Raw genomic sequence first — 16,196 nt, 5'->3', positions numbered from 1 at the left:
AGCATGGCGAAAGACGGCTTTGATCTGGTTATTGGCCTGGGTGTTACCGGGCGTTCCGTGATCCGTTACCTGACGGATCAGGGGATGCCTGTGCGTGCGCTGGATACCCGTGCCGAGCCTGCCGGTCTTGAGGCCCTGCGGTCTGATTTTCCGGGTGTGAAGATTCATACCGGCGGTTTCAAATCCGGCTGGATGAAGAAAGCGTCTCGCCTGATTGTCAGCCCGGGCGTGGCCGTTGCCACGCCGGCCATTGCGGAACAGATTGTGGCTGGCAAGGAAGTCATCGGCGATGTGGAGCTGTTTGCCCGCGCGGCCAGCGAACCGCTGGTTGCCATTACCGGTTCCAACGCCAAGAGCACGGTGACCACCCTGCTGGGCCAGGTGGCCGAGGCCTGTGGCATGAATCCGGGCATTGGCGGCAACCTGGGCGTACCGGCACTGGATTTGCTCAATGATGATGCCCGTCTGTACGCCCTGGAGCTGTCCAGCTTCCAGCTGGAAACCACCTACAGTCTCAGTGCCGACGTGGCCACTATTCTCAATGTGTCCCAGGATCATCTGGACCGCTATGCCAGCTTTGCCGATTATCTGGCGGCCAAGCAGCGCATCTATGACGGCTGTCAGGTCGCAGTGTGGAACCGGGATGATCTGGCAACCCGTCCGCCCGAATCGGTGCCGCGCCAGGTGACTTTCGGCGCGCACCCTGAAGCGGATTATCGTCTGGATAGCGACAACGGCGTGCTGCTGTGCCGCGGCCAGCGTCTGCTGGCACTGGATGAACTGGCGCTGACCGGGCACCACAACGCTCTGAATATTCTCGCGGTGCTGGCCATCAGCGACGCCCTGTCTCTCAATCGCGACAAGGCGCTGGCCACCGTCAAGGCCTTTACCGGTCTGGCCCATCGTTGCCAGCTGGTTGCCGATCATGGCGGCGTGCGCTGGTTCAATGATTCCAAGGCGACCAACGTGGGGGCCACCCTGGCAGCGCTCACCGGCATCGGTGAAAGCATTGAAGGCAAGGTGATCCTGATTGCTGGCGGGCAGGGCAAGGGCCAGGACTTCTCCCCGCTGGCGGAACCGGCCCGGCAGTACCTGCGTGCCGGCCTGCTGTTGGGTGAAGATCGTACCCAGCTGGCCCAGGGTATGTCCGCGGCGCCCTGTGAGCTGGTGGCCGACATGCAGGCAGCAGTGGAGCGTGCCTTCGCGCTGGCCCAACCCGGCGATGCGGTGCTGTTGTCGCCGGCCTGTGCTTCCTTTGATATGTACAAGGGCTTTACCCATCGCGGCGATGATTTTACTGCCCGGGTCCAGGAGGTGTGCCATGACTGAGCGCATGATCCTGAAGCTGGATAGCCGTGGGGTGGACAAGCCGTTGCTGTGGACGGCCATCGGTCTGGCGCTGGCGGGGCTGGTGATGGTGTCTTCTGCCAGTCTGCAGATTGCGGAAACCCGCCTGGGTGACCCGTTCTACTATGCGCTGCGCCATGGGATCTATCTGGCTCTGGGGCTTGGGGTGGGCGCTTTTGTTTATTATGCGGTGCCGCTGGCCCTGCTGGAGCGTCTGCGTTTCGCGATGTTGCCCATCGCGCTGGTGGTGTTGGTGCTGGTGTTCGTTCCCGGGCTGGGACGCACGGTGAATGGCTCCACGCGCTGGATTGCCCTGCCGGGCCTGACCATCCAGGCCTCGGAAATCGTCAAACTCTGTTTTGTTCTTTACCTGGCCGGTTATGTGGCTGAGCGCAAGGCGGCTCTGGAAACCCAGTGGAAGGCCTTTCTGCTGCCGCTGGGGCTGCTCGGGGTGCTGATGGTCCTGTTGTTGCTGGAGCCGGATTTTGGTGCGGTCGTGGTGCTCGGGATTACCGCCATGGGCATGCTGTTCCTGTCTGGTGTGCCTACCCTGCGCTTTCTGCTGATCGGCCTTGCGGCTGTGGCACTGGGTGCGCTGGTGGCGGTGGCAGAGCCTTACCGGGTGGCACGTCTGATGACCTTTACCGACCCCTGGGCTGACCAGTACGGTGCCGGCTACCAGCTTACCCAGAGTCTGATCGCTTTTGGCCGCGGTCACCTGACCGGCGTGGGGCTGGGTAACAGCGTGCAGAAACTGTTCTACCTGCCGGAAGCACACACCGACTTTGTCTATGCGGTGATGGCGGAAGAGTTGGGGCTGCTGGGCAACATTGCCCTGATTAGCGGTTTTATTCTGCTGGGCTGGCGTGTCTTCCGCCTGGGGCACTCCCTGGAAGAGCGCGGTTTCCTCTACCACGCCTATTTGGTGTACGGCTGCGCGTTTGTGTTCTGTTCCCAGGCCTTTATCAATCTGGGCGTAAACATGGGCATGCTGCCCACCAAGGGGCTGACCCTGCCGTTTATCAGTTACGGCGGCTCTTCGTTGCTGATCTCCGCCGCCATGGTCGGCATGATCCTGCGCGCAGGTGCAGAAGCGGAACAGCTCAAGGCCAGAGGGAGGGCAGCACGATGAGTACTGTCCTGATCATGGCCGGGGGTACCGGCGGGCACGTTTTTCCGGCGCTGGCGGTGGCAGACCAGCTGCGCGAGCGAGGGTTCGACATTCTCTGGCTGGGTGCCGAGCACGGCATGGAAGGCAAGCTGGTGCGTCGTCACGGCTATGAAATTGCTGAACTGGCGGTTTCACGGCTGCGTGGTGGCGGCCTGAAGCGCAAGGTCGCTGCCCCCTTCAATCTGCTGCGTGCGGTGCTGCAGGCCCGCCAGCTGATCCGTCAGCACAAGCCCGTGCTGGCGGTGGGCTTTGGCGGCTTTGCCAGTGGCCCTGGCGGACTGGCCGCCCGCCTGTGTGGCGTGCCGGTGGTGGTCCATGAACAGAATGCGGTGCCCGGTCTCACCAATCGTCTGCTGTCGAAAATGGCCACGGTGACCCTGGAAGGGTTCGATGGTGCCTTTGGTCAGCGTGATGCCTGCTGGGTGGGCAACCCGGTGCGTGCCGAGATTGCTGCCATTGCCGAGCCTGCGGGCCGCTACGCCCGCCATCAGGGAGGCCTGCGTGTGCTGGTCATCGGTGGAAGCCAGGGGGCGTTGGTACTGAATCAGGACCTGCCTGAATTGATGCTGGCGGTACTGGGCAAGGAGATTCAGGTACGTCATCAGTGCGGCGCAGGCCGGACCGGTGAAGCGGCACCGGTCTACCAGGCCCTGGGCGTAGATGCCCAGGTGAGTGAATTTATTGATGACATGGCGGAAGCCTACAGCTGGGCGGATCTGGTGATCTGTCGGGCAGGGGCGCTGACGGTGGCAGAAGTGGCGGCGGCCGGTGTGGCGGCCCTGTTCATTCCGCTGCCCACCGCGGTGGATGATCACCAGACATTGAATGCCCGCTGGCTGTCCGACAAGGGTGCGGCCCTGTTGCTGCCCCAGCGGGAACTGAGCGCAGCCAGTCTGGCTGCGACCCTGAAACCGGTTGCAGAACGGGGTGCGTTGGCGCAGATGGCGCAACGGGCCCGTGAGCAGGCCGTGGCCGACAGCGCAGAGCGGGCGGCCACCCTGTGTCAGGAGGTGGCCAATGGCCGATAACGACAACATTCATATCGTGCCGGAGATGCGCCGCATCCGTGGTATCCATTTTGTGGGTATTGGCGGTGTGGGCATGTGCGGGATTGCTGAGGTGCTGGCCAATCAGGGCTATGCCATCAGCGGCAGCGACATCAAGGAATCCGCCGTGGTGGCGCGTCTTCGCGGCCTGGGTGTGCGGGTGGAGATCGGTCACCGTGCCGGCAACATTGATGGCGCGGATGTGGTGGTCACCTCTACTGCCGTTAACACCGAGAACGTGGAAGTGGCCGAGGCGCATGCGCGTCGTATCCCCGTCGTTCCCCGTGCCCAGATGCTGGCGGAGCTGATGCGTTTCCGCCACGGCATTGCGGTGGCAGGGACCCACGGCAAGACCACCACCACGTCCATGACGGCGGCCATTATGGCCGAGGCCGGCCTGGATCCCACCTTTGTGATTGGAGGCCGACTCAACAGTGCCGGCACCAATGCGCGTCTGGGACAGAGCCGTTATCTGGTGGCGGAAGCGGACGAGTCCGATGCCAGCTTCCTGCATCTGCAACCCATGAGTGCCATTGTGACCAATATCGAAGCGGATCACATGCACACCTACGGTGGTGACTTTGCCCAGCTGGAAAACACCTTTATCGAGTTTCTCCATAATCTTCCCTTCTATGGCGTGGCCGTAATGTGTGTGGACGACCCGGTGGTGCGCAAGCTTCTGCCGCGGGTCAATCGGCAGGTGATCCGATACGGTTTCAGTGAAGATGCGGATTTGCGTGCCGAGAACGTGCAGCAGCAGGGAATGACTACCACGTTCCGGGTGGTTCGCAAGGAAGGGAAGCCGCTGGATATCAGCCTCAACATGCCGGGCAGACACAATGTGCTGAATGCCCTGGCCTCCATTGCCGTGGCAGCGGATGAAGGAGCCGACGATGACGCCATCATCCGTGGCCTGAATAACTTCACCGGCGTGGGGCGTCGTTTTGATGTGCAGGGCGAATATCACTTTGAGGGCGGCAGCGCGACCCTGGTGGATGATTACGGTCATCACCCCAGCGAGGTGGCGGTGACCATTGATGCGATTCGTGCCGGCTGGCCGGGCCGTCGTCTGGCCATGCTGTTTCAGCCTCATCGTTATACCCGTACCCAGGATCTGTACGAAGACTTCGTGGAAGTGCTCTCCGGGGTAGATGTGTTGCTGATGCTGGAAGTGTACGGTGCCGGCGAAGACCCGATCCCCGGAGCGGATGCCCGGGCCTTGTGTCGCAGTATTCGCAAGCGGGGTCGAGTAGAGCCGGTGTTTGTGGATGATCCGGCCAAGCTGGCCGACATTCTCGCTACCCAGTTGCAGGACGGTGACCTGTTGGTAACTCAGGGCGCCGGGAATGTGGGGGCCATTGCCAAAGACCTGGCTGAAAAAGGAGGCGCCAAGCGTGGATAAGGTGCTGCTGAAACAGAAACTGGCCAATGTGGGCCGGGTAGCGGTACTGGCCGGTGGCAAGTCTGCCGAACGTCCGGTGTCCCTGAAGAGTGGGGCAGCGGTGCATCAGGCGCTGCGTAATCTGGGTGTCATCGCCGAACTGGTGGACCCTTCTGAATCCAGCGTCGACGCGCTCAAGGGGTTTGATGCCGCCTTTATCGCCCTGCATGGCCGCGGCGGTGAGGACGGGGTCATTCAGGGCGTTCTCGAGCATCTCGGCATCCCCTATACCGGTTCAGCGGTGATGGCGTCCGGCATTGGCATGGACAAGGTTCGTACCAAGCAGTTGTGGAAAGGCGCGGGGCTGCCCACGCCAGCGTTTTACGTTGCCGGCCGCGATGATGCGGAGCTGGGTTTTCCGCTGATGATCAAGCCGGCACATGAAGGCTCCTCCATTGGCATGGCCAAGGCGGATAACGCCGAACAATTGGCGGCAGCGCTGGCCGAGGCGGGCAAGTTTGATTCTGACGTGCTGGTGGAAGCCTGGGTCAACGGTCCGGAATACACCGTGGCGGTTTTGGGTGATGAAGCGCTGCCAGCCATTCGCCTGAAAACGCCCCATGCCTTTTATGACTTTGAGGCCAAGTATCAGTCAGACAGCACCGAATACCTCTGTCCGGCCGGTCTGGATGATGCGGATGAAGCCGCGATTCGCGAGCTGGCGCTCACCGCTTTCCGGGTAGCGGGCTGCCGCGGCTGGGGTCGGGTGGATGTAATGCGCGATGAGCAGGGCAGCTGGCAGCTGCTGGAAATCAATACGGTACCGGGGATGACCGACCATTCGCTGGTTCCCATGGCTGCCAAGGCCACGGGCCGGGACTTCGAGGCATTGGTGGGCGAAATCCTGTTGCTGGCATTGGAGAGTCACCGTGGCTAAAGCAGCCGTCACGCCGCGCGGCGCCCGGCGCAAGCCGGCGAAGCCCGCTGCTGTGCCGCTGCGTGACAGGCTGGCTGCCGCTGTGCCATGGATGCTGGTGGGCACTGTGGCGATGGTGTTGCTGGTCGCAGTGATCTACCTGCCCGCCCTCCTGGATGGTTACCCCATCCGCAAGGTGGGGGTGGATGGTGTGACCGACGTGCGTCGCCAACAGCAAATTCAGACCGCACTGGCTGCACTGGTGCGGGATGAAAATTATTTTTCCGTGCCGCTGGAAGACATCTACCAGCAGGCGCAGGGGCTGAGCTGGGTAGAAGGTGTTTCCGTACGCCGCCAGTGGCCCGACACCGTGGTGCTCACGGTCAGTGAGCGTCGTCCGGTGGCCGTATGGAACGAGACGGTGCTGATTTCAGACAGTGGCGAACCGTTCAAGGCACTGAAGCAATACGATCTGACGGGCCTGCCGCATCTGAATGGCCCGCAGCAACGGCTGGAGGAAGTCATGGGCTTCTATCACAGCATGGGCAAGATGCTGGCGGGTGTGGATCTGGGCATTCGCAGCATGGACGTCAACGCACGGCTGACCGCGCGGCTGACGCTGGATAACGACATGCAACTGGTGGTCGACCGTGAGCACTACACCACCAAACTTCGCCGCTTTGTGCGGCTTTATCGGGGTGTGCTGAGCACGGACAGTCGCCAGGTGACCCGCGTGGATCTGCGGTATGCAGATGGCATGGCGGTGACCTGGGGCGAGCAACAGGAGAAAGGGTGACATGGCAACTGCAACTGAAAACATGATTGTCGGACTCGACATTGGCACCTCCAAGGTGGTGGCCATCGTCGGTCAGACATCTGCCGATGGCACCATGGAGATTGTGGGGATCGGTTCTCAGCCCTCACGGGGCATGAAAAAGGGTGTGGTCGTGGATATCGAAGCCACTGTGCGCTCCATTCAGCGTGCCGTGGAAGAAGCCGAGCTGATGGCGGGCTGTCACATTCATACCGTCTACGCCGGTATTGCCGGTTCTCATGTGCGCAGCCTGAATTCCCACGGCATTGTGGCCATCCGCGATCGCGAAGTGGCCCAGGCGGATATCGACCGGGTGATCGACGCAGCCCAGGCGGTGGCCATTCCTGCGGATCAGAAGACCCTGCATGTGTTGCCCCAGGAATACGTGGTGGACAACCAGGAAGGGGTGCGCGAGCCCATCGGCATGAGCGGTGTGCGTCTGGAAGCCAAGGTGCACCTGGTGACCTGTGCGGTGAATGCCGCCCAGAACATCGAGAAATGTGTGCGGCGCTGCAATCTGGAAGTGGATGACATCATCCTTGAACAGCTGGCCAGTGCGCATTCCGTGCTCACCGAGGATGAACGAGAGCTGGGCGTGTGCATTGTGGATATCGGTGGCGGCACCACGGATATCGCCATCTTCACCGAAGGGGCGATTCGTCATACCGCCAATATTCCGATTGCCGGTGACCAAGTGACCAACGACATCGCCATGGCCCTGCGCACCCCCAAGCAGCATGCCGACGAGATCAAGATCAAGTACGCCTGCGCCCTGACCCAGCTGGCCGGGGCGGATGAAACCATCAAGGTACCCAGCGTGGGTGATCGTCCGCCGCGCACTCTCAGTCGCCAGAATCTGGCGGAAGTGGTGGAGCCCCGTTACGACGAGCTGTTCACCCTGGTGCAGGCGGAGATCCGCCGTTCCGGTTACGAGGACCTGATTCCCGGGGGCATCGTGCTCACCGGGGGCTCCTCCAAGATCGAAGGGGCGGTGGATCTGGCCGAAGAAATTTTCCACATGCCGGTTCGGCTGGGCAGCCCGCAGGGCATTTCCGGCCTTACCGACGTGGTGAAGAACCCGATCTATTCCACCGCGGTGGGCCTGCTGCTGTACGGCCAGCGGATGGAAAAGGAAGGAGGCAGCCCCCGCGCACAAGCCGGAGGCGGCCAGGTGGACTGGCTGGAGCGCTTCAAGAGCTGGTTCAAGGGCAATTTTTAAGGGGCGCCGGATGCCGGACGCCCGAAGCTGGACGCTAAAAACCGGCGGCAAAGCCGCCAAAGCGTCAGGCGTCGAGTATCAGGCATCCAGCGTCTATTGAGCGCAAGCGGCGGTTCCGGGCCGCGGTAACACCACCGGGACACTTCGACGTGAAACAAGTAGTAAACAGGGATGAAAACGGGAGATTAACCATGCAATTCAAATTGGAAGACAGCGTCCCTCATGGCGCAGTAATCAAGGTAGTAGGTGTCGGTGGCGGCGGTGGTAACGCCGTGGATCACATGGTGCGTTCCGGTGTGGAAGGGGTGGATTTCATCTGCGCCAACACCGATGCCCAGGCACTGCGTAATGCCCAGGCCAAGACCGTTATCCAGCTGGGTAGCCAGGTCACCAAGGGGTTGGGTGCCGGTGCCAACCCGGAAATTGGTCGCCAGTCTGCGCTGGAAGACCGCGATCGCATCGCCGAGCTGCTGGACGGTGCCGACATGGTATTCGTCACCGCCGGCATGGGTGGTGGTACCGGAACCGGTGCGGCCCCGGTGGTGGCTGAAATCGCCAAGGAGCTGGGTATCCTGACCGTGGCGGTGGTCACCAAGCCGTTCCCGTTCGAAGGCAAGAAGCGTATGCGCTCTGCCCAGGAAGGCATCGAGGAGCTGAAAGAACACGTTCACTCCCTGATCACCATTCCCAACGAGAAGCTGCAGTCCGTACTGGGTGGTTCCACCAGCCTGCTGGATGCCTTCAAAGCCGCCAACGACGTACTGCAGGGGGCTGTTAAGGGCATTGCTGACCTGATTGTTCGTCCCGGCATGATCAACGTGGATTTCGCTGACGTGCGTACCGTGATGAGCGAGCTGGGTACCGCCATGATGGGGTCTGGCACCGCCAGCGGCGAAGAGCGTGCTGCCGAAGCGGCCCGTGCTGCCATCTCCAGCCCGTTGCTGGAAGATGTGGACCTGCGAGGTGCCCGCGGCATCCTGGTGAACATCACCGCCAACGAATCCATCGCCCTGGACGAGTTCTCTGAAGTGGGCGAAATTGTCAGCGAACTGGCCGGCGAAGACGCGAATGTGATCATTGGCACCGCCATCGACCCGGATATGGGCGACAATATCAGTGTAACCGTGGTGGCTACCGGCCTGGGTGCGGCTGCTCAGGAACTAAAAGTGGTTCGTGGGCGTCAGACCCCTGTCGCGGCAGACGGTCGGGTGGACTACAGCGACCTGGATCGCCCGGCGGTAGAGCGCAAGCGCGCGGCCCAGCAGGCGGCCAGCGGACGTGGCCAGCAGGCGGTAAACACCGCGGAAGATCTGGATTTCATTGATATTCCGACCTTCCTGCGTCGCCAGGCCGACTAACGGTGGCTCCGCATTGGTGCAAAATCAGGGCGTTGGAGTATAATCCGCCCCTAATTTTGTGTTGAGGAAAGCGGTATCCTTCAGGATACCCGCAGCTGTGTGACAGACTGATGATCAGACAACGAACACTGAAAAACGTGATCCGCGCCACCGGCGTGGGCCTGCACACCGGCGAAAAGGTCTACATGACCGTTCGCCCGGCACCGGTGAATACCGGTATCGTATTCCGGCGTGTGGACCTGGACCCGGTCGTCGAGATCAAGGCGGCGGCAGATGCCGTGGGTGAAACCACGCTGTCGTCAACGCTGGTTCAGGATGGTGTCAAAGTCGGTACCGTGGAGCATTTCCTGTCCGCCATGGCGGGCCTGGGCATTGATAATGCCTTTGTGGAACTGTCTGCGCCGGAAATGCCGATCATGGACGGCAGTGCCGGTCCGTTCGTCTTCCTGTTGCAATCTGCCGGTATCAAGGAGCAGGAAGCAGCCAAGAAGTTCATTCGCATCAAGAAGGAAGTCACGGTGCGAGAGGGCGACAAAACGGCGACCTTTGTTCCTTTTGATGGCTTCAAGGTGACGTTCTCCATCGAGTTCGATCACCCGGTGTTTGAAGACCGTAACCAGGTGTCCAGCATCGACTTCTCCACGACCTCATTCGTGAAGGAAGTGGCGCGGGCGCGGACGTTCGGCTTCATGCGCGACATCGAGTTTCTGCGCAGCCAGAACCTGGCGCTGGGCGGCAGCGTAGATAACGCCATCGTGGTGGATGAGTACCGTATCCTCAATGAAGACGGCTTGCGTTATGAGGATGAGTTCGTCAAGCACAAGATGCTGGACGCCATTGGCGACCTGTATCTGCTCGGGCACAGCCTGATCGGCGAGTTCATTGGCCACAAATCCGGCCATGCCCTGAATAACGCGTTGTTGCGGGAAATTCTTCGTCAGGAGGATTCCTATGAAGTGGTGACCTTTGAGGATGCCACTGACGCGCCGGTGTCCTATATGCGCCCGGTGCTGGCTGCCGCGGAATAAGGCCAGCCACGTCGAAGCCCTGTTACCAGCTGGCGGTTCTCCCGCCGCTGGCTGGTACCCTTCGGGCCTGCTTTTCCTACTCCTGTTCACCCCGGCTGGCCAGCCGCAGCAGTGATGCCTTGAGCGCATCGTCATCCATATCGTCTGCCAGTGCCTTGATATAGCCGGCACTTTCCTTGCTCAGTGTGGGGCCATTGGCCCGGTAATTGCTTTGTTTGCTGGCAGCGTCCTGTTGGCCTGAGTGACCGGCAGAGCGGGGTTGGCGCTTGCCGCCCACCACAATCTTCACTTGCTCACCGGGCAGGGCCTGCTGAAGGCGGGGCAAGTGAAAGCGCAGCAGCTGGGCGGTGGCGCTGGTTTCCACCAGTGCCAGCCAGCGGTGCTGATCGCGAATCAGGGTCACCCGCTCGCGCAGGGCCGGGGGCAGGCAATCACGGGGATCCTGTTCCTCCGCAGAGGGCGATTTACGGGCCTGCCGGGCCAGTTCGGCCAGGATGCGATTACCGCTCAGCAGGGTCTTGAAGGCTTTGGGCGAAGTTGTCTTGCTCATGGGTTTTACATAGACTAGCCTGCCAGCTATGTAAAACTATTTTAAAAAGCTGGCGTAAGTTGCTGAAAAATTTGGCGTTAGCCTTAACTAACACGTGCGTTACTCAACGATATGAACATCATAGTCATTAACAGCCGGCGCGGCCATTCGCGCACTCTTCCGGTCCCAAGGCACTGGCCCTGGTTGCTGGCAGCGGTATTGGTGCTGTTGCCGGCCCTGATTGGAGTGGGTGCTTACCAACTGATCTATCACGTTGATGACCGCCCCGAATATACACCTTTAATGACGGCGCGTTTTGCTGATCAGCTCAATGAGCAGGAAAAGGCCCTGTCAGACCTGGATCAGTTGAGCCAGGAACAGTTCCGTGCCCTGACCCTGAAACTGGCCCAGGCCCAGGCCCGTCTGGTACGACTGGATGCGCTGGGCGAGCGTCTGGTGGAAGTGGCCGATGTGGGCAGCGATGAGTTTGATTTCAGCACCGTGCCTGGGCTGGGTGGCCCGGAGTCTGCGGATGAGGGTGCCAGCTACGAATTGCCTTCCTTTATGGAGGCCGTCGATCAGATGGCGGCAACCCTTGAACGCCGTGAGCGTCAGCTGGATATTCTTGAAGACCTGCTGGCGGACAAGCAGATCGAAGACCAGACCTGGCTGTCAGGTCGTCCATTGTCCAAGGGCTGGATGTCCAGCCGTTTTGGCCGCCGTTCTGATCCCTTTACCGGTCGTGTTGCCTGGCATAAAGGGGTGGATTTTGCCGGCAAGGAAGGTACCCCCATCGTGGCTACCGGTTCCGGTGTCGTGACCTTCTCCGGGGTGAGATCCGGCTACGGCAATCTGGTGGAAATCAACCACGGTAACGGTATCACCACCCGCTACGGGCACGCCAAGCAGCTGCTGGTAGAGGCGGGCGAGATTGTTCGCACCGGCGATATCATCGCCAAGGTGGGCAACTCTGGCCGTTCCACGGGCCCTCACGTGCACTACGAAGTGCTGAAAAATGGCGCCCAGGTGAATCCGCAGCCCTACATTTACCGTGCAAGACGCTGAAATGACTGCGAAAACGGCCCCATCGGGGCCGTTTTTTATGGGCAGACCTTGATAACCGCGAATACCACCTTATCTCTCCAAACTATTGTGTTTAGAATGGCTTCCTCCTCGCCTGAGTCCGTCTTGCGACCGTTGGAGTCATGCTTGCATGGCGAATCTTTCCGGCGGTTCTTTCCCGCACGTGACTGAGTGGCCTGACTGTTTACTGAATCGGAAGTTTTATGCTGGGTACCATCGTAAAAAAAATTATCGGCACCAAAAATGATCGCGAGCTCAAGCGTATGGGCAAGCTGGTGGAGGCGATCAATGCTCATGGGGAAACGCTGGCGCAACTGACGGATTCAGACCTGCAGTTCAAGACCCGGGAATTCCGGGAGGCCTTCCAGCAGGGGAAGACGCTGGACGAACTGCTCCCGGAGGCCTTTGCGGTGGTGCGCGAAGCATCCACCCGTGTCATGGGCATGCGCCACTTCGATGTCCAGATGATGGGCGGGATCGCCCTTCACGAAGGGCGCATTTCCGAGATGCGAACCGGTGAGGGCAAGACTCTGACCGCCACCCTGCCGGTGTACCTCAATGCGCTGTCGGGTGAAGGCGTGCATGTGGTGACAGTGAACGATTACCTGGCTGAGCGTGATGCCAACTGGATGCGTCCGCTGTATGAATTTCTGGGCCTGAGTGTTGGCGTCATCCTGTCCCAGCAGCCCGCGGAGCAGAAGCGCGATGCCTATGCCTGCGACATTACCTATGGCACCAATAACGAATACGGTTTCGACTATCTGCGCGACAACATGGCCTTCCGGCTGGAAGACCGGGTGCAGCGTGGCCTCAACTACGCGGTGGTGGATGAGGTGGATTCCATCCTCATTGATGAGGCGCGCACCCCGCTGATCATTTCCGGTCCGGCTGCGGATTCCTCTGAGCTTTACATGGCCATCAACAAATTGATGCCCAACCTGGCGAAACAGCAAGAGGAAGGAGATGAAGGCGGTGATTTCTATGTGGATGAGAAACAACGCCAGGTCGAGCTCACTGAAGATGGACATCAGAAGATCGAAGCGTTGCTGGTCAGCAACGGCCTGCTTGAGCAGGGCGAAAGTCTTTACGCTGCCCACAACCTGAACCTGCTGCATCATGTGCATGCGGCACTCAAGGCCCACGCCCTGTTCCATGTGGACCGGGATTATATTGTCCAGGGTGGCCAGATCGTCATTGTGGACGAGCACACCGGCCGTACCATGCCCGGGCGGCGCTGGTCAGAAGGCATTCACCAGGCCATCGAAGCGAAGGAAGGGGTCAATATCCAGCAGGAAAACCAGACGCTGGCGTCCACCACCTTCCAGAACTATTTCCGCCTCTATAACAAGTTGTCCGGCATGACCGGTACCGCGGATACCGAGGCGGTGGAATTCCGCCAGATCTATGGCATGGACGTGGTGGTGATTCCCACCAACAAGCCCATGGTGCGTGAGGATGCCAATGACCTGGTGTACCTGAGCCTGCAGGAAAAGTTCGAAGCCATTGTTGAAGAGATCAAGGCCGCGGTGGAAAAGGGTGCGCCGGTGCTGGTGGGTACCGCGACCATTGAAGCGTCAGAGTATCTGCACAAGCGCCTCAAGCAGGACAAGATCCATCACGAAGTGCTGAATGCCAAATTCCACCAGCGTGAGGCACAGATCATTGCCCAGGCCGGTCGTCCCGGTGCAGTCACCATCGCCACCAATATGGCAGGCCGGGGTACCGATATCATGCTCGGTGGTAACCCGGAAGAGCAGATCAAGCACATGGATGAGCCCTCAGAGGCGCAAGCGGAGAAGATCCGCGCCGAGTGGCAGGCCAATCATGACAAGGTCATGGAAGCCGGAGGCCTGCACATCATCGGTACCGAGCGTCACGAATCCCGCCGCATTGATAACCAGCTGCGTGGTCGTGCGGGCCGTCAGGGGGATCCGGGTTACACCCGTTTCTTCCTGTCCATGGAAGATGATCTGATGCGTATCTTCGCCTCTGATCGTATCCGCGGCATGATGCGTTCGCTGGGTCTGGAAAACGGCGAGGCCATCGAGCATCGCTGGGTGACCCGCGCCATCGAGAATGCCCAGCGCAAGGTAGAAGGGCGTAACTTCGATATCCGCAAGAATCTGCTGGAATACGATGACGTGGCCAACGATCAGCGGCAGGTGGTTTACAGCCAGCGTGACCAGATACTGGAAACCGATGATCTCACCACCTCGGTGAAGGGCATCCGCTACGATGTGATTCTGGAGGTGGTACATAGCTACATGCCCCCGGGCTCAGTGGAAGACCAGTGGGATGTCCCCGGTCTGGAAAAAGCCCTGGAAGCCGAATTCCAGTGCAACGCGGCGGTGGGCCAGTGGCTCAATGAAGATAACCAGCTGCACATTGATGGCGTCGTGGAAAAGCTGGTCGAGCACATGGAAGCCGATTACCTGCGCAAGGAAGCAGAGATCGGTGTGGAAGACATGCGCCGTATTGAGAAGCATCTCATGCTGCAGATTCTCGACAGACACTGGAAAGAGCATCTGGCCAGCATGGATCACTTGCGTCAGGGCATTCATCTGCGTGGCTATGCCCAGAAGAACCCCAAGCAGGAATACAAGAAGGAAGCGTTTGAGCTGTTCCAGAATTTGCTTAACCAGATTCAGCATGAGCTGATTCGGGTGTTGCACAGCTTCCAGGTGCGTCGTGATGACGAACTGGAACGCATGGAACAACAGCGCCAGGAAGAAGCCCGCCGTCAGGCTGAAAAAATGAAGATGCAGGCAGCGGCAGAGCCCGGCACCGAGTCCGCGGCAGGCGGTGGTGAGGGTGGAGCCCAACAGGCCGGCGGCACCGTGGTCCGTGAAGGTCGCAAGGTGGGCCGCAACGAGCCGTGCCCCTGTGGCTCTGGCAAGAAATACAAGCAGTGCCACGGGAAGATTGAATAAACCAGCTTCGAGCTATGAGCTTTCAGCTGTGAGTAAAGATAAAAGCACCGGTAATGCCGGTGCTTTTCTTTGTTTTGTCTGGCAGCTGGCGGCTGATAGCTGTCAGCTGCTTTTTTGAGGAAATGGTTATGACACAAACAGAGTGGTTGCCGGTTCCCGGTATTCGGCTTGCCGCTGTAGAAGCGGGTATCAAGAAAGCCAATCGCAAGGATCTGGTGATTCTGGAATTGGCGGATGAGGCCCGTGTCAGCGGCGTGTTTACGTTGAACCGTTTTTGTGCCGCGCCGGTACAAGTGGCAAAGGCGCGTCTGGCACAAACCACCCCCAAGTACCTGATGATCAATACCGGATATGCCAATGCGGGTACCGGCAAGAAGGGCATGGAAAACTGCCTGGCCAGCTGCAAGCTGCTGGCCGAGGAGACGGGCTGCCGGGAAGAGGAAATCCTGCCGTATTCCACCGGGGTGATTGGTGAGCAGTTCCCTCTGGAGGCTTTCGCGAAAGGGATTCCCGCAGCACTTGGCGAACTGGATGAGCATCATTGGGGCAGGGCATCGGAAGGCATTATGACTACCGATACCTACCCGAAGGTGGCCAGCCGCCGGGTGGAAATTGACGGTGTGCCGGTGACGATTACGGGTATGTCCAAAGGCTCCGGCATGATCAAGCCGAACATGGCCACCATGCTGGGTTATATCGCCACTGACGCGCCGATTGCCAAGCCGCTGCTGGATCAGTGGGTAAAAGCACTGGCGGACAAGTCCTTCAATCGAGTGACGGTGGATGGCGATACCTCCACCAATGACGCCTGCATGCTGATCAGCACCGCACAGGCGAAAATGGACGAGATAACCGCACTGGATGATCGCAGCCAGGTGTTGTTCGATGCGCTGGAATCCGTGTTTGTGGAGCTGGCTCAGGCACTGGTGCGTGACGGTGAAGGTGCCACCAAGTTTGTGGAAATCACAATCACAGGTGCCGCCTCTGATAATGACGCCCGCGTGGTGGCAGAAACCATTGCCCATTCCCCTCTGGTAAAAACGGCCCTGTTTGCGTCAGATCCCAACTGGGGCCGTATTCTGGGAGCCATTGGCCGGGCTCCCATTGCTGAACTGGATGTGGACAAGGTGAATGTCTGGCTGGGCGATGTGCTCTTGGTGGAGCAGGGCGGCGTAGCCGAGAGCTACCAGGAAGCGGATGGCGCGGCCGTCATGGAAAAGCCGGAAATCGTGATCCGTGCGGACCTTTCCGCGGGCACCGGTGAATGCACCGTCTGGACCTGCGACTTCAGCTACGACTACGTGAAAATCAACGCGGAATACAGGACGTAAGCAAAACGCCTGATGCCAGAGGCCTGACGCCTGCGCGGCGCGC

Annotated in this window: 13 protein-coding genes; 12 read left to right on the top strand and 1 reads right to left on the bottom strand. The window is 60.0% G+C overall.

Annotated features, from left to right (window positions below; all coding sequences use genetic code 11):
• Positions 1–3 precede the first annotated feature (3 nt).
• The 9 genes from murD to lpxC all read left to right on the top strand — a co-directional run bounded on the left by murD (position 4) and on the right by lpxC (position 10,280).
• Entirely contained in the window at positions 4–1,329 is a 1,326-nt protein-coding gene (murD, locus tag HF945_RS11575) for a UDP-N-acetylmuramoyl-L-alanine--D-glutamate ligase (RefSeq protein WP_290522758.1), read from the top strand.
• On the top strand, positions 1,322–2,479 hold the full coding sequence (ftsW, locus tag HF945_RS11570) for a putative lipid II flippase FtsW (RefSeq protein ID WP_290522757.1): 1,158 nt from the start codon (positions 1,322–1,324) through the stop codon (positions 2,477–2,479). Before murD ends, ftsW begins: the two co-directional genes overlap by 8 nt.
• A complete protein-coding gene (gene murG / locus HF945_RS11565) occupies positions 2,476–3,546 on the top strand; it encodes an undecaprenyldiphospho-muramoylpentapeptide beta-N-acetylglucosaminyltransferase (RefSeq protein WP_290522756.1) in 1,071 nt (356 codons plus the stop codon). Before ftsW ends, murG begins: the two co-directional genes overlap by 4 nt.
• On the top strand, positions 3,536–4,966 hold the full coding sequence (gene murC / locus HF945_RS11560; RefSeq protein ID WP_290522755.1) for a UDP-N-acetylmuramate--L-alanine ligase: 1,431 nt from the start codon (positions 3,536–3,538) through the stop codon (positions 4,964–4,966). The genes murG and murC overlap by 11 nt, the downstream gene beginning before the upstream one ends.
• The gene (locus HF945_RS11555) at positions 4,959–5,882 is read left to right on the top strand and encodes a D-alanine--D-alanine ligase (protein WP_290522754.1); all 924 of its coding nucleotides are present in this window, start codon (positions 4,959–4,961) and stop codon (positions 5,880–5,882) included. Before murC ends, HF945_RS11555 begins: the two co-directional genes overlap by 8 nt.
• Positions 5,875–6,657 (top strand): cell division protein FtsQ/DivIB, encoded by a 783-nt coding sequence (locus HF945_RS11550; RefSeq protein ID WP_290522753.1) that lies wholly within the window; start codon positions 5,875–5,877, stop codon positions 6,655–6,657. Before HF945_RS11555 ends, HF945_RS11550 begins: the two co-directional genes overlap by 8 nt.
• A 1-nt stretch (position 6,658) precedes the next feature.
• On the top strand, positions 6,659–7,894 hold the full coding sequence (ftsA, locus tag HF945_RS11545) for a cell division protein FtsA (RefSeq protein ID WP_290522752.1): 1,236 nt from the start codon (positions 6,659–6,661) through the stop codon (positions 7,892–7,894).
• A 191-nt stretch (positions 7,895–8,085) separates the two neighbouring features.
• The gene (gene ftsZ, locus HF945_RS11540) at positions 8,086–9,252 is read left to right on the top strand and encodes a cell division protein FtsZ (RefSeq protein ID WP_246973899.1); all 1,167 of its coding nucleotides are present in this window, start codon (positions 8,086–8,088) and stop codon (positions 9,250–9,252) included.
• A gap of 110 nt (positions 9,253–9,362) precedes the next feature.
• The gene (gene lpxC, locus HF945_RS11535) at positions 9,363–10,280 is read left to right on the top strand and encodes a UDP-3-O-acyl-N-acetylglucosamine deacetylase (RefSeq protein ID WP_290522751.1); all 918 of its coding nucleotides are present in this window, start codon (positions 9,363–9,365) and stop codon (positions 10,278–10,280) included.
• Between the two features lie 76 nt (positions 10,281–10,356).
• On the opposite strand, the gene HF945_RS11530 is transcribed toward lpxC, so the two are convergent.
• Positions 10,357–10,830 (bottom strand): hypothetical protein, encoded by a 474-nt coding sequence (locus HF945_RS11530; RefSeq protein ID WP_290522750.1) that lies wholly within the window; start codon positions 10,828–10,830, stop codon positions 10,357–10,359.
• Between the two features lie 111 nt (positions 10,831–10,941).
• On the opposite strand from HF945_RS11530, the gene HF945_RS11525 reads away from it, so the two are divergent.
• The 3 genes from HF945_RS11525 (at position 10,942) to argJ (ending at position 16,153) form a co-directional block, all read left to right on the top strand.
• Positions 10,942–11,874, top strand: a complete 933-nt coding sequence (locus HF945_RS11525) for a M23 family metallopeptidase (protein ID WP_290522749.1) — start codon at positions 10,942–10,944, stop codon at positions 11,872–11,874.
• A gap of 221 nt (positions 11,875–12,095) precedes the next feature.
• Positions 12,096–14,822 carry a preprotein translocase subunit SecA gene (gene secA, locus HF945_RS11520; RefSeq protein WP_290522748.1) on the top strand — a complete coding sequence of 909 codons (2,727 nt, stop codon included), beginning with the start codon at positions 12,096–12,098 and terminating at the stop codon, positions 14,820–14,822.
• Positions 14,823–14,950: 128 nt separating this feature from the next.
• Positions 14,951–16,153 carry a bifunctional glutamate N-acetyltransferase/amino-acid acetyltransferase ArgJ gene (gene argJ / locus HF945_RS11515; protein WP_290522747.1) on the top strand — a complete coding sequence of 401 codons (1,203 nt, stop codon included), beginning with the start codon at positions 14,951–14,953 and terminating at the stop codon, positions 16,151–16,153.
• The last annotated feature ends 43 nt before the right edge of the window (positions 16,154–16,196 follow it).

Origin of the sequence: Alcanivorax sp. (assembly GCF_017794965.1) — a bacterium.
In the GTDB taxonomy this organism is placed as follows: domain Bacteria; phylum Pseudomonadota; class Gammaproteobacteria; order Pseudomonadales; family Alcanivoracaceae; genus Alcanivorax.
The sequence above is the reverse complement of the archived record's forward strand: the minus strand, read 5'-3'. Positions and strand labels throughout refer to the sequence as shown.